Here is a 23376-nt window from a genome sequence, read left to right as displayed (position 1 = left end):
CACCGCTTGAAGCCGCGGCCCCGCCCCCACATCTAAGGCGCAACGAACCACGGAAAACCAAATCCCCACATGAACGATAATCTCACGCCCAAGGCGATCGTCGCCGCCCTCGACGCGCACATCATCGGCCAGCAGGATGCCAAGAAGGCCGTCGCCGTCGCGCTCCGCAACCGCTGGCGCCGCCAGCAGCTCAGCGCCGATCTCCGCGACGAAGTCACGCCCAAGAACATCCTGATGATCGGGCCCACCGGCTGCGGCAAGACCGAGATCAGCCGGCGCCTCGCCAAGCTCGCCGACGCGCCGTTCGTGAAGGTCGAGGCGACCAAATTCACCGAAGTCGGCTATGTCGGCCGCGACGTCGAGCAGATCGCCCGCGATCTCGTCGAGGAAGCAATCCGCCTCGAGAAGGAGCGCCGCCGCGCCGCGGTCAAGGACAAGGCCGAGGAGGCGGCGATGGGCCGCCTGCTCGACGCGCTCACCGGCAGGGATTCGTCGACCGCCACACGCGAGGCGTTCAAGCAGCGCTTCCACGACGGCATTCTCGACAACACCGAGATCGAGATCGAAGTCGAGCAGGCCGCCGCCATGCCGTTCGACATCCCCGGCGCCGGCGCGCAGATGATCAATCTCGGCGAGATGATGAAGGGCCTGTCGGGCGGCTCCCCGCTCAAGCGGCGCAAGCTCAATGTCCGCGCGGCATGGGACAAGCTCGTCGAGGAAGAGGCCGACAAACGTCTCGACCAGGACGAAGTCAGCCGCCAGGCGCTCGCCGATGCCGAGGCCAACGGCATCGTCTTCCTCGACGAGATCGACAAGATCGCCGTGTCGGACGTGCGCGGCGGGTCGGTCAGCCGCGAAGGCGTGCAGCGCGACCTCCTGCCGCTGATCGAGGGCACCACGGTTGCGACGAAGTACGGCCCGATGAAGACCGATCACATCCTCTTCATCGCATCGGGCGCGTTCCACGTCGCCAAGCCGAGCGACCTGCTTCCCGAACTCCAGGGCCGCCTGCCGATCCGCGTCGAGCTGAAGGCACTGACCGAGGAGGATTTCGTCGCGATCCTGTCGGACACCAAGGCGAGCCTCGTCCAGCAATATGCGGCACTGCTCGGCACCGAGGGCGTCCAGATCGATTTCACCGAAGACGGCATCCGCGCGGTCGCGAAAATCGCTGCAGAGGTTAACGGCGAGATCGAGAATATCGGCGCGCGCCGGCTGCAGACGGTGATGGAGAAACTGCTTGAGGAAATCAGCTTCGACGCCGAGGACCGCGCCGGCAGCACGCTCGCGATCGACGCGGCCTATGTCGACAAGCAGTTGGCGGCGGTGGCGCGCAACACCGATCTCAGCCGCTACGTACTGTAGGGGGGATTACCCTATTGCTTCACATACGGCGTGAACTGCCCGAACCGGCAATAGGGGCCCGGGATCCGGCTCCCGCGGTCCACCGGCCGGAACAGGTCGTTCCTGCAGATCTGCGAGCCATGCAGCTCGACGACCATGATCGAATCCTGGTCGAGCGACGGGCAGTCCGAGGCGAGGTCGTTGCGCCACACCCGCTTGCCGTCGCGATAGAGGATCGTCCGCGCATCGATGATCTGCGGCCCATTGGTCTGTTGCGGCGAGGAGATGCAGTCCTGGGGCTTCCCCGCCACGCGCCCCTTCAGCGCCTCGGCGAGGTCGCGCTGCGCCTCGGCCTGTTGCGACGCCTGCATCTCGGCATTGGCAGTGCATCCCGCCAGCGCCAGCGCTCCCAGCATGATTGCCAACCGCATCACTTTTCTCCCGTCTGGCGCGTAAAGGGCGTGAACTTGCCCAGCGAACAGCTTCCCGACAGGAACCCGCCGGTCGGTGCGCGTGTCTGGATGATGTCGCCGTCGCAAACTTGGCTGCCGAAGCTCCGCGAGATGACGATGTCGCCGCGGCGCAACCCCGGGCAGCTGCCGACCACGTCGTTGCGCCAGATGCGGTTGCGCCCCGCGACATAGAGGATCGTACCCTCGAAAGTACGGATCTCGTTATACTGATCGCGGCGCAGGCACCGTACCTGTTCGCCCGGAATCAGGCCCGCCAACGCCTTGTCCAATCGCGCCCGATCGCGCGCGTCCGACTGTTCGGTCCCGGCGGTGGTGGTGCAGCCGGCGAGAAGCAGGAGAGCGGGAACGGCAACGCGGATCATCGAACACTCCTCAACGCCCGCCCGGCAGCATAAACCCTTCAGCCGCGAAAAGCATCCTTGGCCGCGCGCCGCTCGGCGAGAACTTCGACGCTGCCCGCGCGAAGGAACGGGTTGGTCGCCGCCTCGAGCGCGATCGTTGTCGGCACCGTCGCCTCGCCCGCCGCCCGGGCGCGATCGACTGCGTCCATCCGGTCCCGGATCGCCGCATTGTCCGGCTCGGCGATCAGCGCGTACCGGCCGTTCGACTGGGTATATTCGTGCGCGCAATAGACCCGGGTCTCGCCCGGCAATGCGCCCAGACGCTGCATGTTGGCGAACATCTGCGCCGCCGTCCCCTCGAACAGCCGGCCGCACCCCATCGCGAACAAGGTGTCGCCCACGAACACCACGTCATCATCCGCGAAATGATAGGCGATGTGCCCCGCAGTATGCGCCGGCACTTCCATCACCCGCGCGACATGATCGCCCAGCCGCACCTCGTCGCCTTCGCTCACCAGTCGGTCCGCAGTGGGGATCCTCGCCGCCTCGGCCGCCGGCGCGATCACGGTGCAGCCGGTCGCCGCCTTGATCGCGGCATTGCCGCCGGTGTGGTCCGGATGCCAGTGCGTGTTCCAGATCGCGTCGATCTTCCACCCGCGCGCCTCCGCCTCGGCGAGCACGGGCTCGGCCTGCGCCGGATCGACCACCATCGTCTCGCCGCTGGCGGGATCATGGACGAGCCAGATGTAATTGTCGCTGAGCGCGGGAATCCGGACGATGTCGAGCATGCCGCGCAAGGTAAGCGCGCGCCGGTCTCCGCGCCAGCCTTTGACTATCGGTCGAGCGCTGCAAGCGCCTCTTCGGCGAGCAGCCGGGTCAGATCCTCCGCCGGCATTGCCCGGGCAAGCGCGGCGCTCTGCCCCGCCCATAACGGCGAATAGTCCGCCCGTCCCTCGGCTTCCGCCGCCGCGCGCAGCGGTGCGAGCGCCGCCGCCGCATACGGAAAGGCCGGCGCCAGCGGCGAGACCGGCCCGAGCGCGTCGATCAGCCGGTTGCGGAAACCCCGCGCCTCGCGGCCGGTGAACAGATTGGTGAACACAGTCTCTGCCTCGACCCCCAGCAAGGCCCGGTGCATCGGAGAGATGAGACTCTCCGGCGTGGCGAGATAGGCAGTGCCCAGCTGCGCGGCACTCGCACCCAGCGCCAGCACCGCGGCGATCCCGGCCCCGTCGACGATCCCGCCCGCGGCGATCACCGGCACGTCGACCGCACGGACGATTCGCCGCACCAGCGCCAGCGTGCCGATCGGCCGATGCCCTTCGAGGAACCATCCGGCATGCCCTCCTGCTTCGCCTCCCTGGGCGATCACGGCGTCGCAACCCTGTCGCTCGAGAAAACGCGCTTCGTCGACCGTCGTGGCATTGCCGAACACCTTCGCGACCGCCTTTACCCGCGCGAGCAGCGTCGGTGCCGGAAGCCCGAAATGAAAGCTGACGATCTCGGGCCGCACCGCCTCGACCATTTCGCAGAGCACCGCGTCGAACGGTCGCCGCAACGCTCCCGCGCCATCGGGCGGCGCTACGCCCTCATGCGCATAAAAGGGGGCGAGCGCGCTCCGCCATGCACCGTCGTCGAGCGCATCGTCGAGTTCGTGGCAGAAGAAATTGAGGTTGAGCGGCCCCTTCGCCGCCGCGCGCACTTCGGCGACCTGCGCGTGCACCTGTTCGGCCGAGAGCATCGCACAGGGCAGCGATCCCAACGCCCCGCCCCGCATCGCCGCCGCCGCCAGCGCGACGCCGCCCGCTCCCGCCATCGGCGCCTGCACGATCGGGATCGCGGCGCCGGTCAGTTCGAGGAAACGGGCGGAAACGGGCGTCACCAGCTACCGATATTCGGCATCGACGCCCAGGGCTCGGCCGGCGCGAGAGGCTCGTCCGCCTGGAGCAGTTCGATCGAGATATTGTCCGGCGTGCGCACGAACGCCATGTGTCCGTCGCGTGGCGGGCGGTTGATCGTCACGCCGCCGTCCATCAGCCGCCGGCACGTCTCGTAGATATTGTCGACGCGATAGGCGAGGTGCCCGAAATTGCGCCCGCCGCCATATTCCTCGGCCGCGCCGCCTTCGTCGGGCCAGTTGTACGTCAGTTCCACTTCGGCATTGGCCCGCTTGCCCGGGCCGTTCGAATCCCCGGGCGCGGCGAGGAAGATCAACGTGAAGCGCCCCTTCTCGCTCTCGATCCGCCGCACTTCCTCGAGCCCCAGCAGTTCGAAGAACCGCAATGTCGCCTCCGGATCGGTGATGCGGATCATGGTGTGGAGATAGTGCATTGGGGGGCTCCCGAATGGCGTTTCCGGCGAGATAGGCAGCCGCTGCGGCATCGCCAACCCAAATCCTCCCTCGCGAAGCGGGGGAGGTGGCGCCGAAGGCGACGGAGGCGACGGAGGGGGCATCTCCGCGAGCGACGCATCTGGGGCTAGGCCCCCTCCGTCACGCTGCGCGTGCCACCTCCCCCGCTTCGCGAGGGAGGATTTTGAGATTACTTCTCGGTGGCCCCGAACTGCGCCAGCGCCTTGCGCGCCGCTTCGGCGATGGCGCTGCCCGGCGCGAGCGTGAGCACCTGCCCCCACGCCGCCCGCGCGCCTGCCTCGTCGCCGTCGGTCGCGGCGATGTTGCCCGCCTCGAGCTGGACCTGCGGATCATCCGCCGCGCGCCGCAGCGCCTCGGCGATGTCGGTCTTCGCGCGCGCCAGATCGCCCTGCCGCCGCGCCAGCGTCGCCGAGAGCAGCCACGCCAGCGGATCGGCCTTCGCGTCGGCCAGCGCCCGATCGAGATCGCTGCGCGCGCCTTCCATATCGCCCGCCGCGACCAGCACCCGCGCCCGGTCGAGCCGCGCCTCGCCCAGTGCCAGCCCGGTCAGGTTCCCGCTCGCCAGCGCCGCATCGAGCGCCGCACGCGCCTTGACCGGCTCGCCTGCCGCCAGCCATGCGTTGCCCGACTGCGCCCAGTAATTGGCCGAACGCACGTCGTGCGCGCTTTCGGCCTCGCGCGCGGCTTCCTCGAATGCCGCCGCTGCCGAGGGCCAGCGTTTCTGGTTGGCATAAGCCACGCCGAGGCATTGCCGCGCCAGCATCCCGCCGCCTTCGACCTTCCACTTCGCCGCCGCCGTCGCGCCCTGCGAGGGATCGCCGGTCGCGAGATCCATGCACTCGGCATAACGCGGCGGCTCCTGCCCGGGAGGCGGTGCCGCGGCGGTCGCGGCCTGCAGGCTCAGGAGGAAGAAGAACATAAAAGCAGCACGTCCTCGACAGCCCGGATGATCAGCGCGAGATCCTGTTCGCGCGAGAGCCGGTGGTCGCCGTCCTTGACCAGCACAGTCTGCACCGCGTCTGAACGGAACAGTTCGGCGAGCGTCAGCGCGCGCTCCCACGGCACTTCCTTGTCGCGCTGCCCCTGCAGCAGCCGCACCGGCCCGTCGAAGCCGATCGGCCCGGTCATCACCTTATTGGCCTCGCCCGAAGCCCAGAAGCCGCGCGTCGTCACTGTCGGCGTGTCGCCATAGTCGTTGGGCTGCTCGATCCGCCCATCGCGCAGGATCGCGGCCTTCTCCGCCTCGCTATAGCCCCAATCGGTGAAGTCGGGCGCCGCCGCAATCCCGACCATGGCCTTGACCATTTCGGGCCGCGCCTTCGCGACCAGCAGCATCACCCAGCCGCCCATCGACGATCCGGCCAGCACCACGGGTCCCTCGACCACCGCGTCGATAACCCGCAGCGCGTCATCGCGCCATGAGGCCAGCGTCTGATCCTCGAACGCGCCTTCGCTCTCGCCGCATCCGGCATAATCGAAGCGTAGGAATGCGCGGCCGCTGCGCCGGGCCCATTCCTCCAGCGCCAGCACCTTGGTCCCGTTCATGTCCGAGGCATAGCCGCACAGGAACACCAATGTGGGGCCGCGCCCGGGAGTGTGCCGCCAGGCGAGTCTGGAGCGTTCAGGAACGTCAGGAACGTTGGTCATCAGGGTGACCTAGCGGCCCCGTCGGCTGCCGTCACCCTGCCGCCGCGAAGGTATCGCACCGCGCGGGATCGCCGCTATCCAGTCCCCGCTTCAGCCATTCCATGCGCTGCGCCGAGGTGCCGTGGGTGAAGCTGTCCGGCACTACTTCGCCCTGCCCCTGGCGCTGCAGCGTGTCGTCGCCGATCGCGCTCGCCGCGGTCATGCCTTCCTCGATGTCGCCCGGCTCCAGCCGGCCGCTCCGCTTGGCCCAGACGCCCGCATAGCAATCCGCCTGCAGCTCGAGCAGCACCGACAATTTGTTGCCCTCGGTCCGCGAGACACGGCCCTGCGCCTGGCTGACCTTGGCCGAGGTGCCTTCGAGATTCTGGATATGGTGCCCCACTTCGTGCCCGACGACATAAGCGCGGGCGAAATCGCCCTTGGCGCCGAAGCGTTTGTCGAGCTCGTCGAAGAAGCCGGTGTCGAGGAACACGCCCTGATCGCCGGGGCAATAGAATGGCCCGACCGCCGAGGATGCCTGCCCGCATGCCGATTGCACGGAATTCTGGAAGAAGTTGATCGTCGCCGGCTGGTAGCGCTGGCCATGCTCGGCAAAGACCTGGCCCCAGACCTGTTCGGTGCTGGTCATCACTCGGCACGCGAACAATTCATCCGCGGTATCGCATGCCTTGGGCGCGCCCTGCGTCTGGCCTTGCTGCGTCCGAGTGCCGCCACCGCCGCCGCTCAGCAGACCGCCGCCGCCCATGCCGAAGAAGATCAACGCGACGATGCCGATCAGCGCGATTCCGCCGCAGCCCATGCCGCGCCCGAGCAGCAAGGGAAGCAGCCCCAGCAATCCGAAGCCGCCGCCACCCCCGCCGCCGCCCGATCCGAAATCGCGCGCATTGTCGGTCGGGTCGAGATCGTCGAGCCGCATGGAAACCCTTTCGTCGTTCGCTCCCCGCAACAATGCCTCAACCCGTCAAGCGTTGCACCCGTTTCCGTCATCCCGGCGAAAGCCGGGATCGCATGCCGCGGGCTTCGCGCTTGCCTCCTGAGATCCCGGCTTTCGCCGGGATGACGATCGAGGGGAGGATTGCGGACCTCCCATAGATACGCCACATGCCGCACATGGCCGACGCCGATCCCCGCCCGCGCCGCCGCGTCGCAGGACTGCCGCTTCCGGAGTGCGTCGCTTTGGTGCTCCAGGGCGGCGGTGCGCTCGGCAGCTTCCAGGCCGGCGTGATCGAGGCGCTGGAGGAAGCGCGCATCGAAGTCGATTGGGTCGCGGGCATCTCGATCGGCGCAGTCAATGCCGCACTCTTCGCCGGCAATCCCCCCGAACTGCGCCTCGCCGCGATCAAGGCGTTCTGGGAAGGCGTCACCGCCGCACTCCCCGATTTCTCGATTCCGCTGAGCGACACCGCACGCGAATTCTCCCACGAATGGGCGGCGGCGACGGTGCTGATGGGCGGCGTCCCCGGCTTCTTCCGGCCGCGCGCCGTCCCGCCGGCCTTCGCCACGCCCGGCACGCCCGGCGCACTCAGTTTCTACGACAGCACGCCGCTGCGCGAGACGCTCGACGCGCATATCGATTGGGACCTGCTCAACAAGGGGCCCGTCCGCCTCTCGGTCGGCGCGGTCGACATCGCCAGCGGCAATTTCCGCTATTTCGACACTGCCGACGAGCGCCTCGACGCGCGCCACATCATGGCGTCGGGCGCGCTCCCGCCCGGCCTGCCCCCGGTCGAGATCGACGGGCGGTACTATTGGGACGGCGGCCTCGTCTCGAATACCCCGCTCACGCACATCCTCGATCGCCAGTGCGAGGACACCCTCGTCTTCCAGGTCGATCTCTTTCCCGCCGCCGCCGATCTCCCGCGTACGATCACCGACGTGCTCGCCCGCGAAAAGGAGATCCGCTTCTCCAGCCGCACCCGGCAGGTTTCCGACGAGCGCCTGCGCCTGCGGAAGGATCGCGAGGCGATCCGCCGCGTCCTCGCCAAGCTCCCGCCCGATCTCGCCGACGACCCCGATGTCGCCGCGCTCCGCCACCTCGCCGACGAGAAGCCGCTGAGCCTCGTCCAGCTGATCTACCGCGCCAATGCCTGGGAGGGCGGATCGCGCGACTTCGAATTCTCCGCCCGCTCGATGCACGAGCATTGGCAGGCCGGCCGCGCCGCAGTCGCCGAGACCATGGCCAGCGCCCGGCTAGTCGCCGAGAACATCCTCGACGGCAAGACCGCCGCCTTCGACCTCACGCACCGCTAGTTCAGGAGTATTCCATGTTCCTCAAGGGCAAGTCCGCGATCGTCACCGGCTCCACGTCGGGGATCGGCCTCGCTTATGCCAAGGCACTCGCCGCCGAGGGAGCATCGGTGGTGATCAACGGCTTCGGCGATGCCGCCGCGATCGAGACCGAACGCGCCGCGCTCGAAGCCACCGCCGGCGCGAAGGCACTCTACGATCCCGCGGACATGACCAAGCCCGACCAGATCGCCGCGATGGTCGCCCACGCCGAGAAGGAGCTCGGCAGCGTCGACATCCTGATCTCCAATGCCGGCATCCAGCACGTCGCCCCGATCGACGAATTCCCGATCGAGAAATGGGACGCGATCATCGCGATCAATCTCAGCTCGACCTTCCACCTGATGCGCGCCGCTATACCGGCCATGAAGGCGCGCAAATGGGGCCGGATCATCACCACCGCCTCGGCGCACAGCCTCGTCGCCAGCCCCAACAAATCGGCCTATGTCACTGCCAAGCACGGCATCGCCGGCCTCACCAAGACCGCCGCGCTCGAAGTCGCCACCCATGGCATCACCGTCAATTGCATCTCGCCCGGCTATGTCTGGACGCCCTTGGTCGAGAACCAGATCCCCGATACGATGAGGACGCGCAACCTCACCCGCGAGCAGGTGATCAACGACGTCCTGCTCGACGCCCAGCCGACCAAGCAGTTCGTCCAGCCGGAACAAGTTGCCGCGCTCGCGCTCTTTCTCTGCCGCGACGAAGCCGCGCAAATCACCGGCGCCAACTATTCGATGGATGGCGGCTGGACCGCGGCGTAAGCGGTCGCAGAGTCGCAAAGGGGACGTAGGATGAAGTGGAAGCTGCCCGTCGCGATTGCCCTGGTGCCGGGCCTTGCGGGCTGCAGCGTCTATCGCGAGGCCACATCCTCGTCGCTGGCCACCAATGTGCGCTGGCAGAGCGTCGCGACCAGCGACGATCGCGATCGCATGCGCGACTGGCGCAAGGCGTGGGACGAAGCGCTGCCGCTCGCGCGCAAGGCCGATCCCAAGGCCATCGCCGCCGATCCCCTACTGTTCGATCCCGATCGTGCGCTTCCCGATCCGGCGATCCCGCAGGGCGCCTATCGCTGCCGGACTTTCAAGCTCGGCGCCAAGGGCACCGCGGTGCGCGACTTCACCACCTACCCCGCCTTCGATTGCCGCATCGCCGACGAAGGCGAAGTCCGCAGCCTCCACAAGCTCACCGGCTCGCAGCGTCCCACCGGGCTGATCTTCCCGGACGACCCTACGCGCCAGATCTTCCTCGGCACGCTTGTCCTCGGCGACGAGACCGCACCTTTGCGCTACGGCCTGGACGCCAATCGCGACATGATCGGCTATGTCGAGCGCATCGGCGCCAAACGCTGGCGCGTGGTGTTCCCGCGCCCACGCTTCGAATCGATCGTCGACGTGATGGAACTGGTCCCGGCGACGTAGACTCCCCTCCCTGAAAGGGAGGGGCCGGGGGTGGGTGGCGAGCGCCAGCGAGCCGAGCTAGGCTAGCCGCATGCGAAATCGCGTGCCAGCCTATTTGACCGCTCGAGCACGCGAGCTGCGCAACAATCCCACGCCGGCCGAACGAGCAGTCTGGCATCGCGTCTCGCAGTATCGCCCCGCCTTTACCCGCCAACTGATCGAACCGCCCTTCATCATCGACCTCGCGTGTCGCAAGGCAAAGCTGGCGGTCGAATTCGACGGTAGTCAACACCTCGACACTGAAGTCGCTGATGATCGCCGCTCCACCTTCCTCAGCGAACGCGGTTGGGTGGTTATGCGTCTGTGGAATAGCGAAGTGCTGACCGACCCTGACGCTGCGGCCCAACTTCTCCTCCAAGCCGCCGCCGAGTGCCTCGGCGGCACCCACCCCCAACCCCTCCCTTTCAGGGAGGGGCGCGCCAGGCGGCCGCGCTCACGCTTCTAAACTCCTCTCCCTGAAAGGGGGCCAGGGTGAGCGGCGAGGTCCAGCGAGCAGGCAACATTGCCGCAAATACCACCCCCTCGACAACGCCCCCGCCCCTGCTAGCCTCCCCACATGCGCATCTTCCTCACGGCAGCCCTCGCCATGTCCCTCGCCACACCCGCCCTCGCTGCAGATCCCGTCCGCGACGCCACCCAGCGCGCGCTTCCCCAGCTGATGGAATTCTACCGCGATTTCCACGCCAATCCCGAGCTCAGCCTCCACGAGGTCCAGACCGCCGCCAAGCTCGCGGCCGAGGCGCGCAAGGCCGGCTATGAAGTCACCGAGAAGGTCGGCGGCACCGGTGTCGTCGCGATCCTCAAGAACGGCCCCGGCCCGATCCTCCTCATCCGCGCCGACATGGACGGCCTCCCCGTCACCGAGGACACCGGCCTCCCCTTCGCCTCGAAGGTCCGCACCACCAATGACGAGGGCATCGAGACCGGCGTGATGCACGCCTGCGGTCACGACACCCATATGGCCTCGTGGATCGGCACGCTGCGCAATCTCGCCGCGATGAAATCGCAGTGGAAGGGCACACTCGTGATGATCGCCCAGCCCGCCGAGGAGCGCGGCATGGGCGCGCGGATGATGCTCGAGGACGGGCTGTTCACGCGCTTCCCCAAGCCGCAATTCGCGCTCGCCTTCCACGATGCCGCCTCGCTTCCCGCCGGCACGATCGGCGTGCGCTCGGGCTATGCGCTCGCCAATGTAGATTCGGTCGACATCAAGGTTTCGGGGGTCGGCGGCCACGGCGCTTATCCCCAGACCACGCGCGATCCGATCGTCCTCGCCGCGCGTATCGTCACTACGCTCCAGACGCTCGTCAGCCGCGAGATCGATCCGCAGGATAGTGCCGTCGTCACTGTCGGCGCTATCCACGGCGGCTCGACGCACAACATCATCGGCAAGGAAGTGACGATGCTGCTCACCGTGCGCAGCTACACGCCCGAGGTGCGCAAGAGACTGCTCGACGGCATCGCCCGCATCGCCAAGGGCGAGGCGGTCGCCGCCGGCATCCCCGAGGACCGCATGCCGGTGGTCACCGTCCGCAACGAAGGTACCCCTTCCACCTTCAACACCGAGCCGCTCACCGGCCGCCTCCAGACGCTGTGGACCGGCCGCTTCGGGAAGGACCGCGTGGTCGAGACGCCCGCAGTGATGGGCGGCGAGGATTTCGGCCGCTTCTACCTCGCCGACAAGTCGATCCAGAGCATGATCTTCTGGGTCGGCGGGGTTCCGAAAGCGAAGTGGGATGCGGCGCAGGCCGGCAGGGACGCGCTCCCCTCGCTCCACAGCCCTTTCTGGGCGCCCGAGGCCGAAGCCGTGATCGGCACCGCCACCGAAGCGATGACCGCGGCCGCGCTCGACATATTGAAGCGCTAAAATCGACAGGCCGTTGGCACAAACCGGCTTAATCCTCGTTAATGCCGCACGAGTTCGCCGGAGTGTGGGTATTGGCGCAGGAGCATATCGTCGCGGTCGGGCTGCTTACGGATCGCGACCTCGAACGGCTGGGAAGCGGCTTCAAGCGTTGCTTCCCGGTTTCGGATGACGGCAAGTTCGAAGATCTGCTGCGCGCCATCGACGAGGCGGACGCTGCCGAAGCCCTGCGCGCGAGCATCGAGGAACACTCCCTCCACCGGCCCACGCTGCGCCAGGGCTGATCGCTCATCCCACCGCTACCGCCTCGGGTGCATCCTCCGCTTTTTCGGGCCGGATGTAGATCGAAGACAGCATCGGCAGCGCCGCCTTCAATTCATGCTCGATCGCCTCGATCAGCGTCTCGCCCGCGCCCATCGTGATATGGTCCTCGAAATCGGCGCTGACCGCGACGAAGATGCGATCGGGGGCGGTGTGGATCGTGCGGACGTGATTGACTCGCACGATCTCGGGCTTGCTGCTCAGGATTGCGCGGACGCATTCGATCACCTCGGGATTGGCGCGCTCGCCGATCAGCAGCCCCTTGGCCTCGCGCGCGAGCAAAATCGCCACGGCCGCGAGGATGCAGCCGATCGCGATCGATGCCGCGCCGTCGATCCGCGGGTCGCCCCACGCATGGCTCGCCCAGATGCCGACCCCCGCCACCAGCAACCCGGCGAGCGCCGCCGAATCCTCGAACAATACGATGAATCCCGCCGGATCCTTGGATTCGCGCACCGCCTCCCACCAACCCATCTCGCCTTTGCTGGCGGCGAATTCCTTGAGCGCGATTCCCCAGCTCGTCCCCTCGAGCAGCATCGCCACGCCCAATACGATATAATTGACCAGAGGATCGCGCAGATGCTCGGGGTGCTGGATGTGCTTCCAGCCCTCATAGACCGAAACGCCGGCGCCGAGGCCAAAGATCAGGATCGCGACGACGAACGCCCAGAAATAGAGCTCGCGACCATAGCCGAACGGGTGCTCGGCATCGGGCGGCCGCCTCGCGCGGCGCTGTCCGTAGAGCAAAAGCCCCTGATTGCCGCTGTCGACTACGCTGTGGACGCCCTCGGTGAGCATCGACGACGAACCGGTGATCGTCGCCGCCACGAACTTGGCGACGGCGATCCCCAGATTGGCCGCCAGTGCGGCATAGAGAACGATATTGGCGCGCCAGCCCGACGCCGGGGACGCTCCCATATCAGACCTCAGTCGAGGCCGAGCTTGTGCAGCACCTTGCCGATGATGCCCTTCGTTCCCGCGGGGCCCGCGGCGAGCTTCTCCTCGGCCTTTTCGTCATAGCCCGAACTTTCGGGCAGCGAATGGCTGTGCACCGGCTGAGTCGATGCGGGCGGGTCCGACGCGTCCATCGATTCGTCGAGCGCCCGGTCGAGCCGCGCCTCTTTGCTTTCGGGGTTGCGCTCCAGCCGCTGGGCAATCGATTCGTCGGTGCCGGCATCGGCCGACGCCACGGGAGCGGGGCGCTCTGCGGGATCCTCGCTATCGGGTCCCGGCGCCACCGACATCTTGTCCATCGCCGGGTCGATCGGGTTCGCGTCCATGATTCACTCTCCTGAGCGTTGCCCGGCTGTAACAACCGTCGCCCGAGTCGCGTTCCCGTGCGGAAAACAAGCCGCACATAAAAACGGCCCGGCGGGAGTACCGCCGGGCCGCGCTTTGGCTTGACGCTATCGGGAGCTCAGTTGCGCGAGCTGCCGAACAGGCGGAGCAGGAACAGGAACATGTTGATGAAGTCGAGATAGAGGTTCAGCGCCCCCATGATCACGACCTTGCCCATCATGTCCGTGCCGGCGACATGCGCGTAGATGCTCTTGATCTTCTGCGTGTCATAGGCGGTCAGGCCCGCGAAGATCAGCACGCCGATCACGCTGATCACCAAATTCATCGTGCTCGAGCCGATGAAGATATTGACGATCGATGCCACGATCAGCCCGATCAGGCCCATGATCAGGAAGGTGCCGAGACCCGACAGGTCCTTCTTCGTCGTGTAGCCGTAGAGGCTCAGTCCGGCGAAGCCGGCGGCCGTGCCGAAGAACACCTGCGCGATCGAGGCGTCGGTATAGGTGATGAAGATCGTCGAGAGCGACGCGCCGAGCAGGCCGGCATAAGCGAAGAACAGCGCCTTGAGCGTGCCTTCCGACATGCGCTGTTGCCCGAAGCTCATCGCGAAGACGATCGCCAGCGGCGAGAGCATCACGAGCCAGCCGAGCAGCGACGGCCCGATGGAGAACCCGCGCGAAGTTTCCTGCACGACGAACAGCAGCCGCTGCAGCGATTCGATCTTGCCGAACGCCAGCGCGACGATGCCGGTCAGCAGCACGCCCGAAAGCATGTAATTGTAGACCGACAGCATGTAGGATCTGAGGCCCGCATCATAGTCTGCGCGCGCTGCACCGGGTGCGTAGGCCGCTGCGCTCGTGCGGGGATCCGACCAGTTTGCCATTGTAAACTCCTCTTGCCGGCATTTGCCGGCGTCCGCCGAATATCGTTCCTCGGCCGATCCTTTTCAAGCGAAACCGGCTGGGGCTCAGCCCCGATCCGTGGTTAAAGCCGGCCATGCACCGCCTGTTCGTCGGCCTCCGTCCGCCCCGCGCGATCCGCGAGCAGCTGCTCGCCTTGATGGGAGGCGTCACCGGCGCGCGCTGGCAGGACGATTCCCAGCTCCATCTGACGCTGCGCTTCATCGGCGAAATCGAGCGCCCGCTCGCCGAGGATATCGCGATCGCGCTCTCGAGCATCCACTATCCCCCGCTCGAGGTCGCGCTCGCCGGAGTCGGCCAGTTCGACAGCCGCGGCCGGCCCAATGCGCTCTGGGCCGGCGTCCGCCCGCACGATGCGCTCGCCGGGCTCCACAAGAAGGTCGACCAGGCGCTGGTCCGCTGCGGCCTCGCCCCCGAGGGCCGCGCCTATCTGCCCCATGTCACGCTGGCGCGGATGAACGCCAGCGCCGGACAGACCGATCGCTTCCTCGAAAGCCATGCCGGCCTCGCCAGTGCGCCGTTCACGCTCGATCACTTCCTGCTGTTCGAAAGCACGCTCGGCCGCGAAGGCGCGATCTACGAAGCGGTGGAACGTTACCAGCTGCGGGGGTAGATCAATTCGCCAGCGGCGCAGCCGCTCACCCTCGCCAGTCGATCCACGCCCCATAAGGATGGCAGGTCGCCAGCAGCCGCGCCTCGCCGCTCGGCCAGCAGGTCAGCCATAGCTGGACCTCGCTGCGGTTCGGCGTCCATTCGAAGCTGATCCACGCCAGCGGGCGCTCCGGCGTGGCGCGCGAGCCGGCAGCGGCGATCAGGTCGATCGCCACCTTGCGGTCGGCGGCGTCGAGATATTGCAGTACCATCGAATGGAACACCGCGCGGCAGCGCCCCGCCACCTGCGGTTCGGCGAGCTGCTCGGCGAGCCACGACACCGCATCGGCGCGGGTGACCCGTGGCTTGTGGTGCTGCGCAAGATCGAGCGCGTGACGCAATCGTTCGGCGCGCAGCGGCTGATCGGCGAAGACGAAGGAAAGCAGCCGGTCGCGCGTCGCTTCGTCGGCGGCATCGAGCGGATGGAGATCCACTCCCTGCGCCACGATCACCTCGGGCACCGTCTTGGGCGGCCGGCTCCCGCGCCAGGTCGGCGCGATCCGCACCGGCGAGTCCGGCGCACCCGCCGCCAGTCCGCCCAGATCATAAGCATAGCGCGCGAGATTGAGATTGAGTCCCGCGCTCGATCCCAGTTCGAGCAATTCGAAGGGCAGGCCGAAGCGCTCGCCCGCCACCATCAGCGCCGAGAGGATCGCGGCGGCGCGATTGACTTCGTTGGTCTGGGGCGGCTGCTGCATCCACTGCGCAATGAAGGCGTCTTCGGACGCCATCGCCGCGGCGATCGCGCCGTCGAAATCGTCATGCTGGCGCCGGTAGAGCGATTCGAGCCGTTGCGGACGGCCCCGGCGGGCCAGTGCGTGGATCGCGGCGTTGAAGCGCATTGCCAGCGCCGCCGCGGAAGGATCGCCGGGCCAGGACCGGATCAGTGCCGCGGTGCGCGGCGCCTGGCCGAGATGACGCTCGCCGGCTTCGAGCACCGCCGCGACGAAGGGGGAACCGAGAGTGCGCGCAATGTCCGCCTGACGCGAGAATTCTCCCCGGGTCGCAAGATGGTCGGTCATATTCCTCCGGGGCGCGCCGGGCCACCGGCCCGACGGATGTTCAGATCTTGACGGAGGGTTGGCGGTCGCAGCTCGCACGGGAAGCACGACCGCCGGATTCCTCAGAACGATTGCCAGTCGTCATGGCCGTTCGCGCGGGTCAGCGCGGAGACGGCGGCAGCGGGCAGCGGCTTGACCGGGCCGTCGAAATGGATCGACGCTGCCTTGCGTGCCCCGCTCTTCTGCGACCCGACGTTGAACCGCGACGCCTGCTCGCTGAGCGCGGCGACTTCGCCCGACAGGTTGCGCGCCGCCGCCGAGGTCTGCTCGACCATCGCGGCGTTCTGCTGGGTCGACTGGTCCATCGTCCCGATCGCGATCGAGATCTCGCTGATCGCAGTCGACTGGGCCTGGTTGTCGGTCGCCATCTCGCCGAGCAATTTGTGGACCTCGCCCACGTCGCCCGAGATGTCGGCGAGCGCCGTATCGACCTTCTGGACCATCTCCACCGCCGCGACGATGTCGGTCTGGGTGGCGGTCAGCTGGTCGCGGGCACGCCCGGCCTCTTCCTCGGCCCGCATCGCGAGCGCCGAGACGAGATCGGCGACGACCGCGAAGCCGCGGCCCGCTTCGCCCGCACGGCCGGCTTCGACCGCCGCGTTCATCGCGAGAACCCGCGTCTGGAAGGCGATCTTGTCGAGACCCTCGATGACCGAGTCGATGCCCTTGGCCGAATCCGCGACGCGGCTCATCGCCTGCATCGCTTCGTCGGCGGTCGCGCGGCCGTTGGAGACCGTCACGATCGTCCCGTCGGCGCGCTCGACCGTGCGGCCGGCGGCCTGGGCGGTCTGCTTCAGGCGGCCGTCCATCTGAGTCACTGCCGCAGAGGTTTCCTCGAGGCTCGCGGCATTGGCTTCAGTGCGGCGCGCCAGATCCTCGGACGCCTGGGCGATCTCGTTCGAGCCGTCGCGGATCGTCGCCGCGCTCTGCATCACCGTGCCGATCAGCCCGCGCAGCTCGCCCACCGCGGCGTTGAAGTTGGTCTTCACCGTCGCATAGTCGCCCGGGAAGTCGCGGCTGATCTCGGCCGTCAGATTGCCGTTGGCGAGCTCGGAGAGTTGCGCCGACACGGTCTCGACCACCATTTTCTGCTCGGCCTCGGCGCGGGCATTGGCGGCTTCGGCGGCCTGCTTGGCCACCGCGGCGTCACGGAACACCAAAACCGCGCGGGCCATGTCGCCCAGCTCGTCGCCGCGATCGGTGTCGGGCACGGCGATATCGTTCTTGCCGGCGGCAAGATCGGCCATCGTCCGGGTGAGTCCGCTCACCGGACGCGCGATCAGCCGGGTCAGCATCACCGCGAGCGTGATGGCGATACCCATCAGTGCGAGCGCACCGATCACCAGCACGAACAGCGCGCTCTTGATCGCGGTCTCCTGGCTCGCGCCATTCTCCTCGATCAGCTTGGTCTGCGCGTCCTTGATCTCGCGCAACGGCAACACGGCGTTGCTGGTCAGCACGGCCTTGCCGGCGGCGCGCACTTCGGCCTCGGCCGCGTCGCGCTGGCCCGACTTGACCTTGGCGATCAGCCGGTCGCCCCAATCCTTGCGCCACGCGAGCGTTTCCTCGCGCGACTTGAGCAGCGCCGCCTGCTGCTTATCGTCGGTCAGTATCTCCTCGAGCTCGGCCGAGGCCTTGTCGTAATCGTCGCGCCCCTCGTTATAGGATTTGAGGTAGCTCTCGTCCCCGGTGACGAGGAAGCCGCGCATCTGGCTGTTCTGCCGCAGCAAGGCGGTTTCCAGCGCCTGCGCCTTGGCGTGGATCGACTGGCTGAGATTGTTCGCGTCGGTCGTGCTGCGGATCGACGAGATGTTGGTGTAGAACACCAGCATCACGATCGCCGCAGTCGCGCAGACCGTCAGGAACGACAGACCCAGCTTCCTCGGGATTTTCATCGACTTCAGCATGTTCGCTACTCTGCTCTTTCGTTTCATCTGCATTATAGGCCGCTCCCGGCGGAGCGGACCGAATGCGCCCGTTTTCGTGCGTCTCAGAATGAGAAGCGCAGCGAACTCGAGATGGCCGGCCCGTTCGCCACGTGGCCCCGGGCGATCCCGTCCGGGCCGCGCGGCGGCGGCCCGGACGATTTGCCTCGATCAGAAGTCGAAGCGGACCGAAGCCGAGATGGTGCGGCCGTTGAGGACGTGCGCACGTGCCACGCCGACTGCCGGGATCACCGGATCGTCGATCGCAGTGATCGCGAGCACGTCGAACAGGTTGGCGGCGTTGACTGCCAGCGTCACGCGGTCGATCGGGCGGAACTGCACGAACGCGTTGGTCGTGGTGTGGCCCGGCACCTTGAGCGTGTTCGCCGCGGTGGCCCAGCTGCCGGTGGTGCCGACAATCACCGCGCCGACGCTGAACCGGTCGGTCGTGATCTGCGGCGTGACCTGGTAGATCAGCTTGGCCTGGTGCTGCGGCACATTGCCCGCGAACGCGGGGTTGATCGCGTCCTTGCTGATCTCCGCGTCGGTGTAGGTCGCACCGGCGGTCAGGCTGAAGATGCCCATCTTGTAGCCGCCTTCGAACTCGGCGCCGATCGCCTTATAGTCGCGCAGCAGCGGCAGGCCGGTGGTCGAGTCGAGGTTGGTGTCCTCGGCCTTGGCCCAGAAGCCGGTCACGTTGAGCGTCAGGTTCTCGTTGCGGTACTTGAGGCCCGCTTCGGCCTGATGCACCACGTCGACGCCCGCATCCTTGTCGAGCAGGCTGCCGTCGGTCGCGCTGACGAACGGGCTGAACTGGATGCGGTCGGCGCTGGCGCGGCCGCCACGGCTGTAGCGCGCGAACACTGCGACCGGCTCGGCGATGCGCCAGAGCGCGCTGACCGAGTAGCTCAGATAGCCATAGGTGTAATCGACCGGGGCCGGACGGGCGAGCGGCGAGATCGCGACCTGCATCTCGGGGACCGAGATCACGCCGTCGCCGTTCATGTCCCTGGCAGCGACACCGACGCGACCGCCGCCGAGCTCGGAGCCGATCACCGTGCCGCTCGCCTTGCCGAAGTCATAGCGCAGGCTGCCGCCGATCGAGACTCCGCCGAGGCGCAGATTGACCGAGGCGAAGGGCGCGTTGGTGGTGTAGCCGAGCCGGTAGCCGCGGCGGAAGGTGCCGACGGTCGGCCCGCCATAACGCAGCGTGCCGTCCTGCGTGATCTTGACGCCCGTCGCGGTGGCGACGTCGAGCAGCTGCGCGTCGCCATTGCCCGCGACGCCGCTGAGCACGGTCGCCCAGTTCCAGTCGGAATCGATCGTCTGGTGCGAGCTGTACAGGCCGACGGTGGTCGTCAGGTCGTTGCCGCCGACGTTCCACACGCGGCTGGCGCGGATGTCGTTGGTGACGTTGTTGAGGCTGTTGAGATCGGTATCCGCGAGCATCATCAGCGCGGCCAGGCCGTTGCCGTTGAGCGTGGTCGGATTGGTGATCGTCGCGCCGGCATTCGGACCGCTGGCATAACGCAGCGTGCCGCCCGGCGCACCGAACGCCGCCGTCATCACCGCCGCGGGCATGAACTGCGCGTAATAGATGCCCATGGTATGGTTGGACATGTCGGCGTAGCGGAAACGCTCGGTGATGTCGAAGCCGGCGACTTCGAACTTGCTCTCGACGCCGACCGACTTGACGATCGGGTGCTGGCCCGCCGTCACGTCGTCGTTGACGATCTGGTTGTTGCCGTCGAGCGTCAGCTGGCTCTGATAGTTGCGCGAGAACAGCGAGTCGTGACGCGCATCGTAATTGGCGATGTTCTTGTAGACCGGGTTCTCGTTGGTGCCGCTCACGCCGAGCGCAGTGATGTCATAGGCCGGCGTAATGTCGTCCATATACTTGCCGTAGAAGCGGATATAGCCGCCCTCGAACTCCTTGGTGATGTTCAGCTTGATCTGGCCGCCGCGAGTCGAGTTGAAGCCGGTCTCGCGCGGGCCTTCGCCGTCGCGGTAGAAGCCGCCGACATGGAAGCGCAGCGTCGGGCTGATGTGCGCGCCATAATCGAAGTCGATGCGGCGCATGCCGTAATCGAGCCCGGTCGAAAGCTGCACGGCGCCGCCGTCGGTGTCGCCGGTCTTCGAGATGAAGTTGACGATGCCGCCCGGCGAGTTCGACGCGAAGGTCGAGGCCGAACCGCCGCGGATCGCTTCGACCGCGGCGAGGTTCAGGTCGGCGCGCAGGAAGGCGTCGGCGGTCGTGAAGGCGATGTCGCCGAACTCGAGGATCGGCAGGCCGTCTTCCTGCAGCTGCAGGAACTTGGCGCCGGTCGATGCGATGGGCAGGCCGCGGATCGTGATGTTGGCATTGCCTTCGCCGCTGGCGGCCTCGGAACGGATGCCGGGGATGTCGCGCAGGATCTCGGAGATCGAGCGCGCGCCGATCTTGTCGATCTCGCTGGCGCGCAGCGCGCTGGTCGAAGTGGCGCTGTCGAGGCGGTCGCGCCCCTTGGCGACGCCGGTCGAGAAGACTTCCTTCTCGGCTTCCTTCTTGGTCTCCTGCGCAGGCGCATCGGCTTCGGTCCTCGGTGTATCCGAAGGCGCGGCCGGCCTGGCGAAGACCGGCGTTGCAAGCGCGAGCGGCGCAACGGCAGCCAGGAAGAGAATACCCCGTTTCATTCTATGCTCCCCAAAGGATTATGCTGATCCGTTATAGGATGAGCCCAGGGGTAGCCGGCGCGGACATGCAAAAATTCACCGACTAAACCGACGAAAATCCCCGGGATTTCCCTTGGAAAGCGGTGCTCTTGTCCGCAGTTTATCGGAGGCGCGCGGAAGTCTGTGTTAACCACGTCCGGCCGCGCGCGGCGGGGTAAAGGAACGCCGCGCCCTTATCTCCGCAGCGTCGCCACCAGCGCGTCCGCCGCGCGTGTCACTTGCTCCCACACTGCGTCGAAATCCGCCGCGTCGCCATGATAGGGATCGCGCACCGCCTGCCCCGCGCAGCCGGGGACATGATCCATCAGCAGCGCGATCCGCGCGGTGCTCCACGCCGGTGCCATCGCATGCAGGTCGCGCAGATTCTGCGGGTCGAGCGCGAGAATGTGATCGAAGCCGGTAAAGTCCGCGCCCCGCACCCGCCGCGCGCGCTGGCCCGATATGTCGACTCCGTTGCGCAGCGCCACCGCCTGGCTGCGCGGATCGGGCGGACGGCCGACATGCCATTCGCCGGTCCCCGCCGAATCCGCCACCGCGTCCAGCCCTTCGCGCGCCGCCGCCTCGCGAAACGCCGCCTCGGCCAGCGGCGAGCGGCAGATATTGCCCAGGCACACGAACAGCAGAGACGGCGGACGCAACGGAATTCCCCTCTTTCGTAAACGCGGTATGCTCGCTAGCCTGCGCGAAAGATATAGAAGGGGAGAGAAGGGATGGCCAGTTCGAGCGCGCCCGCGGCCGATCGCAAGGCGGGGCCCTATGCCTGGTATGTCCTGGTCGTCCTGTTTCTCGTCTATGCGCTCAACTTCATCGATCGTCAGATCCTGACGATCCTCGCCCCGCACATCCGCCGCGATCTCGGGCTCAGCCATGCCGATATCGGATTTCTCTACGGCACTGCGTTCGGGGTGTTCTACGCGCTGTTCGGCATCCCGCTGGGCCGCCTCGCCGACAGCTGGCACCGCGTCCGGCTGATGACGATCGGCCTGGCCTTATGGTCGACGATGACTGCGCTCTCGGGCCTCTCGCGCAACGGGCTCCAACTGGCGGCGGCGCGCATCGGCGTCGGCGTCGGCGAGGCGACCGCCAGCCCCTCGGCCTATTCGCTGATCTCGGACTGGTTCCCGAAACGCCAGCGCGCCACTGCGCTCGCAATCTATTCGGCCGGCATCTATTTCGGCGGCGGCTTCTCGCTGTTCCTCGGCGGCGCGATCGTCGACTGGTGGAACGCGGCATACCCCGTCGACCCGCCCTTCGGGCTGGTCGGCTGGCAGGCGGCGTTCATGGCGGTCGGCCTGCCCGGGCTCGTCCTCGCGCTCTGGGTGCTGACGCTCCGCGAACCGATGCGTGGCCAGTCCGAGGGACTGATGGCCCCGCCGCATCCCACGCCGTTCAAGAGCTTCCTCGAAGACCTGCTGACGATCATCCCGCCGCTCACCTTGCTCGGCGCCGCGCGCAACGGTGCCCGTGCATTGTTGCGCAATCTCGTCATGCTCGCGCTTGTCGCCGCCGCGATCTACGCGCTGGTCCGGCTCGGCGAGCCGATGCCGCAATGGCTCGCGGTCGGGATCGGCGTCTACGCCGTCTACAGCTGGTCCGCCGCGCTCCGCCACCGCGATCTGCCGACGTTCAGGCTGATCATCGGCACCCCCGCCTTCCTCGCGGTTGTGCTCGCTTACGGCCTCAATGCCTTCCTCGCCTACGCCGTCGCCGGGCTTGCCCCCAGCTATGCCGTGCAGGTCTTCGGCATCACCAGCCGCGAGGCGGGTCTATGGATCGGCGGCCCCGCGATCCTCGGCGGCTTTCTCGGCGTCACTCTGGGCGGGATCGCCGCCGATCGCCTGCGCCGGCGCTGGGCGTCGGGACGGATCATGGTGATCCTGTTCGGCAGCCTCGCCCCGGTGCCGAGCCTGATCATCGCCTTCACGACGCCGGACAAGGCCCTGTTCTACGCGATGCTGCCGCTCACCCAGATCTTCGCGAGCTGCGCATTGGGCGCCGCCGCCGCCGCGACGCAGGACCTCGTCCTGCCCCGCATGCGCGGCACCGCCACTGCCGCCTTCTTCATCGGCACCACGCTGATCGGCCTCGCGATGGGGCCCTATCTAGCCGGCCGCGTCGCCGATCTCACCGGCAGCCTGTCGACCGGCATCCTCTCCCTGCTCGCCACCTTGCCGCTGGCGGTCGGCGCCGCGATCGCCGCGCTGCGGCTGGTACCCGCGGCGGAGGCATCGCGCGAGACGAGGGCAAGGGCCGCAGGCGAGCCGCTTTGATATGACCGCCAGCGCCTCGGGAGCGGATGTGCCCGCCACGCGCGCCCCGTCCGCACGTCGCGCAAGAAGGATGCGCTTCGGCACATTCGCCGTCCTCACCCTATTCCTGCTGGTCAACAGCTGCCTCGGCCCGACCTACCAGGTCACCACGCTGCGCGCGATCAAGGCCGAATCCCGGCACTTGATCGCGACCTATCCGATCTATTCGGCCGACGGCTGGGTAGAGGTCCCAAAAAGCGCCTTGCCGCCTGCCATCGCAAGCCTCGAGCCCAAAATCGTAATGCTCCGCCGGAATAAGGTCCTCATCATCATCCTGCCGTTCTTCGACGGCGGATGGGGGTATGAAATCGTCGAACGCAGGGACGCGCTCAGCATGCTCGATGGATGCTATTCCGAGCCCTATCCGGGCGTGTTCTGGCACGGCCCCTGCTGAT

At 67.3% G+C, this 23376-nt stretch carries 25 protein-coding genes; 10 read left to right on the top strand and 15 right to left on the bottom strand.

Annotated features, from left to right (window positions below):
- The first annotated feature begins 69 nt into the window (after window positions 1-69).
- Window positions 70-1365, top strand: a complete 1296-nt coding sequence (gene hslU / locus BR78_RS0117840; protein WP_025560401.1) for an ATP-dependent protease ATPase subunit HslU — start codon at window positions 70-72, stop codon at window positions 1363-1365.
- An 11-nt stretch (window positions 1366-1376) separates the two neighbouring features.
- Here the strand turns inward: hslU and BR78_RS0117835 are convergent, their stop codons facing one another.
- The 8 genes from BR78_RS0117835 to ypfJ all read right to left on the bottom strand — a co-directional run bounded on the left by BR78_RS0117835 (window position 1377) and on the right by ypfJ (window position 7089).
- Window positions 1377-1775: a DUF6491 family protein gene (locus tag BR78_RS0117835; protein WP_025560402.1), complete on the bottom strand. Its 399-nt coding sequence runs from the start codon at window positions 1773-1775 to the stop codon at window positions 1377-1379.
- Complete coding sequence (locus BR78_RS0117830) at window positions 1775-2179, bottom strand: hypothetical protein (RefSeq protein ID WP_025560403.1); 405 nt, start codon at window positions 2177-2179, stop codon at window positions 1775-1777. The genes BR78_RS0117835 and BR78_RS0117830 overlap by 1 nt, the downstream gene beginning before the upstream one ends.
- Window positions 2180-2217: 38 nt before the next feature.
- Entirely contained in the window at window positions 2218-2946 is a 729-nt protein-coding gene (gene gloB, locus BR78_RS0117825; protein WP_025560404.1) for a hydroxyacylglutathione hydrolase, read from the bottom strand.
- Window positions 2947-2990: 44 nt separating this feature from the next.
- A complete protein-coding gene (locus BR78_RS0117820; protein ID WP_025560405.1) occupies window positions 2991-4037 on the bottom strand; it encodes an NAD(P)H-dependent flavin oxidoreductase in 1047 nt (348 codons plus the stop codon).
- Entirely contained in the window at window positions 4034-4486 is a 453-nt protein-coding gene (locus tag BR78_RS0117815) for a VOC family protein (protein ID WP_025560406.1), read from the bottom strand. The genes BR78_RS0117820 and BR78_RS0117815 overlap by 4 nt, the downstream gene beginning before the upstream one ends.
- A gap of 209 nt (window positions 4487-4695) precedes the next feature.
- Window positions 4696-5445 (bottom strand): tetratricopeptide repeat protein, encoded by a 750-nt coding sequence (locus BR78_RS0117810; RefSeq protein WP_025560407.1) that lies wholly within the window; start codon window positions 5443-5445, stop codon window positions 4696-4698.
- A complete protein-coding gene (locus tag BR78_RS0117805) occupies window positions 5427-6173 on the bottom strand; it encodes an alpha/beta hydrolase (protein WP_025560408.1) in 747 nt (248 codons plus the stop codon). Before BR78_RS0117805 ends, BR78_RS0117810 begins: the two co-directional genes overlap by 19 nt.
- A 31-nt stretch (window positions 6174-6204) precedes the next feature.
- Complete coding sequence (ypfJ, locus tag BR78_RS0117800) at window positions 6205-7089, bottom strand: KPN_02809 family neutral zinc metallopeptidase (protein ID WP_025560409.1); 885 nt, start codon at window positions 7087-7089, stop codon at window positions 6205-6207.
- Window positions 7090-7283: 194 nt separating this feature from the next.
- Here ypfJ and BR78_RS0117795 point away from each other — a divergent pair, with 194 nt between their 5' ends.
- The 6 genes from BR78_RS0117795 to BR78_RS20635 all read left to right on the top strand — a co-directional run bounded on the left by BR78_RS0117795 (window position 7284) and on the right by BR78_RS20635 (window position 12067).
- Complete coding sequence (locus BR78_RS0117795) at window positions 7284-8423, top strand: patatin-like phospholipase family protein (protein ID WP_025560410.1); 1140 nt, start codon at window positions 7284-7286, stop codon at window positions 8421-8423.
- A gap of 14 nt (window positions 8424-8437) precedes the next feature.
- A complete protein-coding gene (locus tag BR78_RS0117790; RefSeq protein WP_025560411.1) occupies window positions 8438-9223 on the top strand; it encodes a 3-hydroxybutyrate dehydrogenase in 786 nt (261 codons plus the stop codon).
- A 30-nt stretch (window positions 9224-9253) separates the two neighbouring features.
- On the top strand, window positions 9254-9880 hold the full coding sequence (locus BR78_RS0117785) for a DUF4893 domain-containing protein (protein ID WP_025560412.1): 627 nt from the start codon (window positions 9254-9256) through the stop codon (window positions 9878-9880).
- A gap of 70 nt (window positions 9881-9950) precedes the next feature.
- Complete coding sequence (locus BR78_RS0117780; protein ID WP_025560413.1) at window positions 9951-10364, top strand: endonuclease domain-containing protein; 414 nt, start codon at window positions 9951-9953, stop codon at window positions 10362-10364.
- A gap of 111 nt (window positions 10365-10475) precedes the next feature.
- Window positions 10476-11786, top strand: coding sequence for an amidohydrolase (locus tag BR78_RS0117775; RefSeq protein ID WP_025560414.1), 1311 nt, complete (start codon window positions 10476-10478; stop codon window positions 11784-11786).
- Window positions 11787-11827: 41 nt separating this feature from the next.
- On the top strand, window positions 11828-12067 hold the full coding sequence (locus tag BR78_RS20635; RefSeq protein ID WP_037567027.1) for a hypothetical protein: 240 nt from the start codon (window positions 11828-11830) through the stop codon (window positions 12065-12067).
- A gap of 4 nt (window positions 12068-12071) precedes the next feature.
- Here the strand turns inward: BR78_RS20635 and BR78_RS0117765 are convergent, their stop codons facing one another.
- The 3 genes from BR78_RS0117765 to BR78_RS0117755 form a co-directional block, all read right to left on the bottom strand.
- Entirely contained in the window at window positions 12072-13022 is a 951-nt protein-coding gene (locus BR78_RS0117765; RefSeq protein ID WP_029724359.1) for a cation diffusion facilitator family transporter, read from the bottom strand.
- An 8-nt stretch (window positions 13023-13030) separates the two neighbouring features.
- Window positions 13031-13384, bottom strand: coding sequence for a hypothetical protein (locus tag BR78_RS0117760; RefSeq protein ID WP_037567025.1), 354 nt, complete (start codon window positions 13382-13384; stop codon window positions 13031-13033).
- Window positions 13385-13521: 137 nt separating this feature from the next.
- The gene (locus BR78_RS0117755; protein WP_029724361.1) at window positions 13522-14286 is read right to left on the bottom strand and encodes a Bax inhibitor-1/YccA family protein; all 765 of its coding nucleotides are present in this window, start codon (window positions 14284-14286) and stop codon (window positions 13522-13524) included.
- A gap of 113 nt (window positions 14287-14399) precedes the next feature.
- On the opposite strand from BR78_RS0117755, the gene thpR reads away from it, so the two are divergent.
- The gene (gene thpR, locus BR78_RS0117750) at window positions 14400-14936 is read left to right on the top strand and encodes an RNA 2',3'-cyclic phosphodiesterase (protein ID WP_029937274.1); all 537 of its coding nucleotides are present in this window, start codon (window positions 14400-14402) and stop codon (window positions 14934-14936) included.
- A 25-nt stretch (window positions 14937-14961) separates the two neighbouring features.
- Here the strand turns inward: thpR and BR78_RS0117745 are convergent, their stop codons facing one another.
- From BR78_RS0117745 to BR78_RS0117730, 4 genes are all read right to left on the bottom strand, one after another.
- Window positions 14962-15996, bottom strand: coding sequence for a DUF2332 domain-containing protein (locus tag BR78_RS0117745; protein ID WP_029728538.1), 1035 nt, complete (start codon window positions 15994-15996; stop codon window positions 14962-14964).
- A gap of 101 nt (window positions 15997-16097) precedes the next feature.
- On the bottom strand, window positions 16098-17930 hold the full coding sequence (locus BR78_RS0117740) for a methyl-accepting chemotaxis protein (protein ID WP_443027685.1): 1833 nt from the start codon (window positions 17928-17930) through the stop codon (window positions 16098-16100).
- A 201-nt stretch (window positions 17931-18131) separates the two neighbouring features.
- Window positions 18132-20633, bottom strand: a complete 2502-nt coding sequence (locus tag BR78_RS0117735) for a TonB-dependent receptor domain-containing protein (RefSeq protein WP_029728536.1) — start codon at window positions 20631-20633, stop codon at window positions 18132-18134.
- A 212-nt stretch (window positions 20634-20845) separates the two neighbouring features.
- Window positions 20846-21310 (bottom strand): low molecular weight protein-tyrosine-phosphatase, encoded by a 465-nt coding sequence (locus BR78_RS0117730; protein ID WP_025561112.1) that lies wholly within the window; start codon window positions 21308-21310, stop codon window positions 20846-20848.
- Window positions 21311-21382: 72 nt separating this feature from the next.
- Between BR78_RS0117730 and BR78_RS0117725 the strand changes: the two genes are divergently transcribed.
- Together BR78_RS0117725 and BR78_RS0117720 are read left to right on the top strand one after the other, a co-directional pair.
- Window positions 21383-22942, top strand: coding sequence for a spinster family MFS transporter (locus BR78_RS0117725; protein ID WP_025561113.1), 1560 nt, complete (start codon window positions 21383-21385; stop codon window positions 22940-22942).
- A 70-nt stretch (window positions 22943-23012) separates the two neighbouring features.
- Window positions 23013-23375: a hypothetical protein gene (locus BR78_RS0117720; protein WP_025561114.1), complete on the top strand. Its 363-nt coding sequence runs from the start codon at window positions 23013-23015 to the stop codon at window positions 23373-23375.
- Window position 23376 lies beyond the last annotated feature (1 nt).

The sequence above is a fragment of the Sphingomonas sp. UNC305MFCol5.2 genome (genome assembly GCF_000712135.1).
Lineage (GTDB): Bacteria > Pseudomonadota > Alphaproteobacteria > Sphingomonadales > Sphingomonadaceae > Sphingomonas.
The sequence above is the reverse complement of the archived record's forward strand: the minus strand, read 5'-3'. Positions and strand labels throughout refer to the sequence as shown.

What these genes read in the sequence shown, in the direction of transcription:
- hslU (WP_025560401.1), top strand. Translation starts at nt 70, where the DNA reads ATGAACGATAATCTCACGCCCAAGGCGATCGTCGCCGCCCTCGACGCG.
- BR78_RS0117835 (WP_025560402.1), bottom strand. Translation starts at nt 1,775, where the DNA reads ATGCGGTTGGCAATCATGCTGGGAGCGCTGGCGCTGGCGGGATGCACT.
- BR78_RS0117830 (WP_025560403.1), bottom strand. Translation starts at nt 2,179, where the DNA reads ATGATCCGCGTTGCCGTTCCCGCTCTCCTGCTTCTCGCCGGCTGCACC.
- gloB (WP_025560404.1), bottom strand. Translation starts at nt 2,946, where the DNA reads ATGCTCGACATCGTCCGGATTCCCGCGCTCAGCGACAATTACATCTGG.
- BR78_RS0117815 (WP_025560406.1), bottom strand. Translation starts at nt 4,486, where the DNA reads ATGCACTATCTCCACACCATGATCCGCATCACCGATCCGGAGGCGACA.
- BR78_RS0117810 (WP_025560407.1), bottom strand. Translation starts at nt 5,445, where the DNA reads ATGTTCTTCTTCCTCCTGAGCCTGCAGGCCGCGACCGCCGCGGCACCG.
- BR78_RS0117805 (WP_025560408.1), bottom strand. Translation starts at nt 6,173, where the DNA reads ATGACCAACGTTCCTGACGTTCCTGAACGCTCCAGACTCGCCTGGCGG.
- ypfJ (WP_025560409.1), bottom strand. Translation starts at nt 7,089, where the DNA reads ATGCGGCTCGACGATCTCGACCCGACCGACAATGCGCGCGATTTCGGA.
- BR78_RS0117795 (WP_025560410.1), top strand. Translation starts at nt 7,284, where the DNA reads ATGGCCGACGCCGATCCCCGCCCGCGCCGCCGCGTCGCAGGACTGCCG.
- BR78_RS0117790 (WP_025560411.1), top strand. Translation starts at nt 8,438, where the DNA reads ATGTTCCTCAAGGGCAAGTCCGCGATCGTCACCGGCTCCACGTCGGGG.
- BR78_RS0117785 (WP_025560412.1), top strand. Translation starts at nt 9,254, where the DNA reads ATGAAGTGGAAGCTGCCCGTCGCGATTGCCCTGGTGCCGGGCCTTGCG.
- BR78_RS0117780 (WP_025560413.1), top strand. Translation starts at nt 9,951, where the DNA reads ATGCGAAATCGCGTGCCAGCCTATTTGACCGCTCGAGCACGCGAGCTG.
- BR78_RS0117775 (WP_025560414.1), top strand. Translation starts at nt 10,476, where the DNA reads ATGCGCATCTTCCTCACGGCAGCCCTCGCCATGTCCCTCGCCACACCC.
- BR78_RS20635 (WP_037567027.1), top strand. Translation starts at nt 11,828, where the DNA reads ATGCCGCACGAGTTCGCCGGAGTGTGGGTATTGGCGCAGGAGCATATC.
- BR78_RS0117765 (WP_029724359.1), bottom strand. Translation starts at nt 13,022, where the DNA reads ATGGGAGCGTCCCCGGCGTCGGGCTGGCGCGCCAATATCGTTCTCTAT.
- BR78_RS0117760 (WP_037567025.1), bottom strand. Translation starts at nt 13,384, where the DNA reads ATGGACGCGAACCCGATCGACCCGGCGATGGACAAGATGTCGGTGGCG.
- BR78_RS0117755 (WP_029724361.1), bottom strand. Translation starts at nt 14,286, where the DNA reads ATGGCAAACTGGTCGGATCCCCGCACGAGCGCAGCGGCCTACGCACCC.
- thpR (WP_029937274.1), top strand. Translation starts at nt 14,400, where the DNA reads ATGCACCGCCTGTTCGTCGGCCTCCGTCCGCCCCGCGCGATCCGCGAG.
- BR78_RS0117745 (WP_029728538.1), bottom strand. Translation starts at nt 15,996, where the DNA reads ATGACCGACCATCTTGCGACCCGGGGAGAATTCTCGCGTCAGGCGGAC.
- BR78_RS0117740 (WP_443027685.1), bottom strand. Translation starts at nt 17,930, where the DNA reads ATGAAAATCCCGAGGAAGCTGGGTCTGTCGTTCCTGACGGTCTGCGCG.
- BR78_RS0117735 (WP_029728536.1), bottom strand. Translation starts at nt 20,633, where the DNA reads ATGAAACGGGGTATTCTCTTCCTGGCTGCCGTTGCGCCGCTCGCGCTT.
- BR78_RS0117725 (WP_025561113.1), top strand. Translation starts at nt 21,383, where the DNA reads ATGGCCAGTTCGAGCGCGCCCGCGGCCGATCGCAAGGCGGGGCCCTAT.
- BR78_RS0117720 (WP_025561114.1), top strand. Translation starts at nt 23,013, where the DNA reads ATGCGCTTCGGCACATTCGCCGTCCTCACCCTATTCCTGCTGGTCAAC.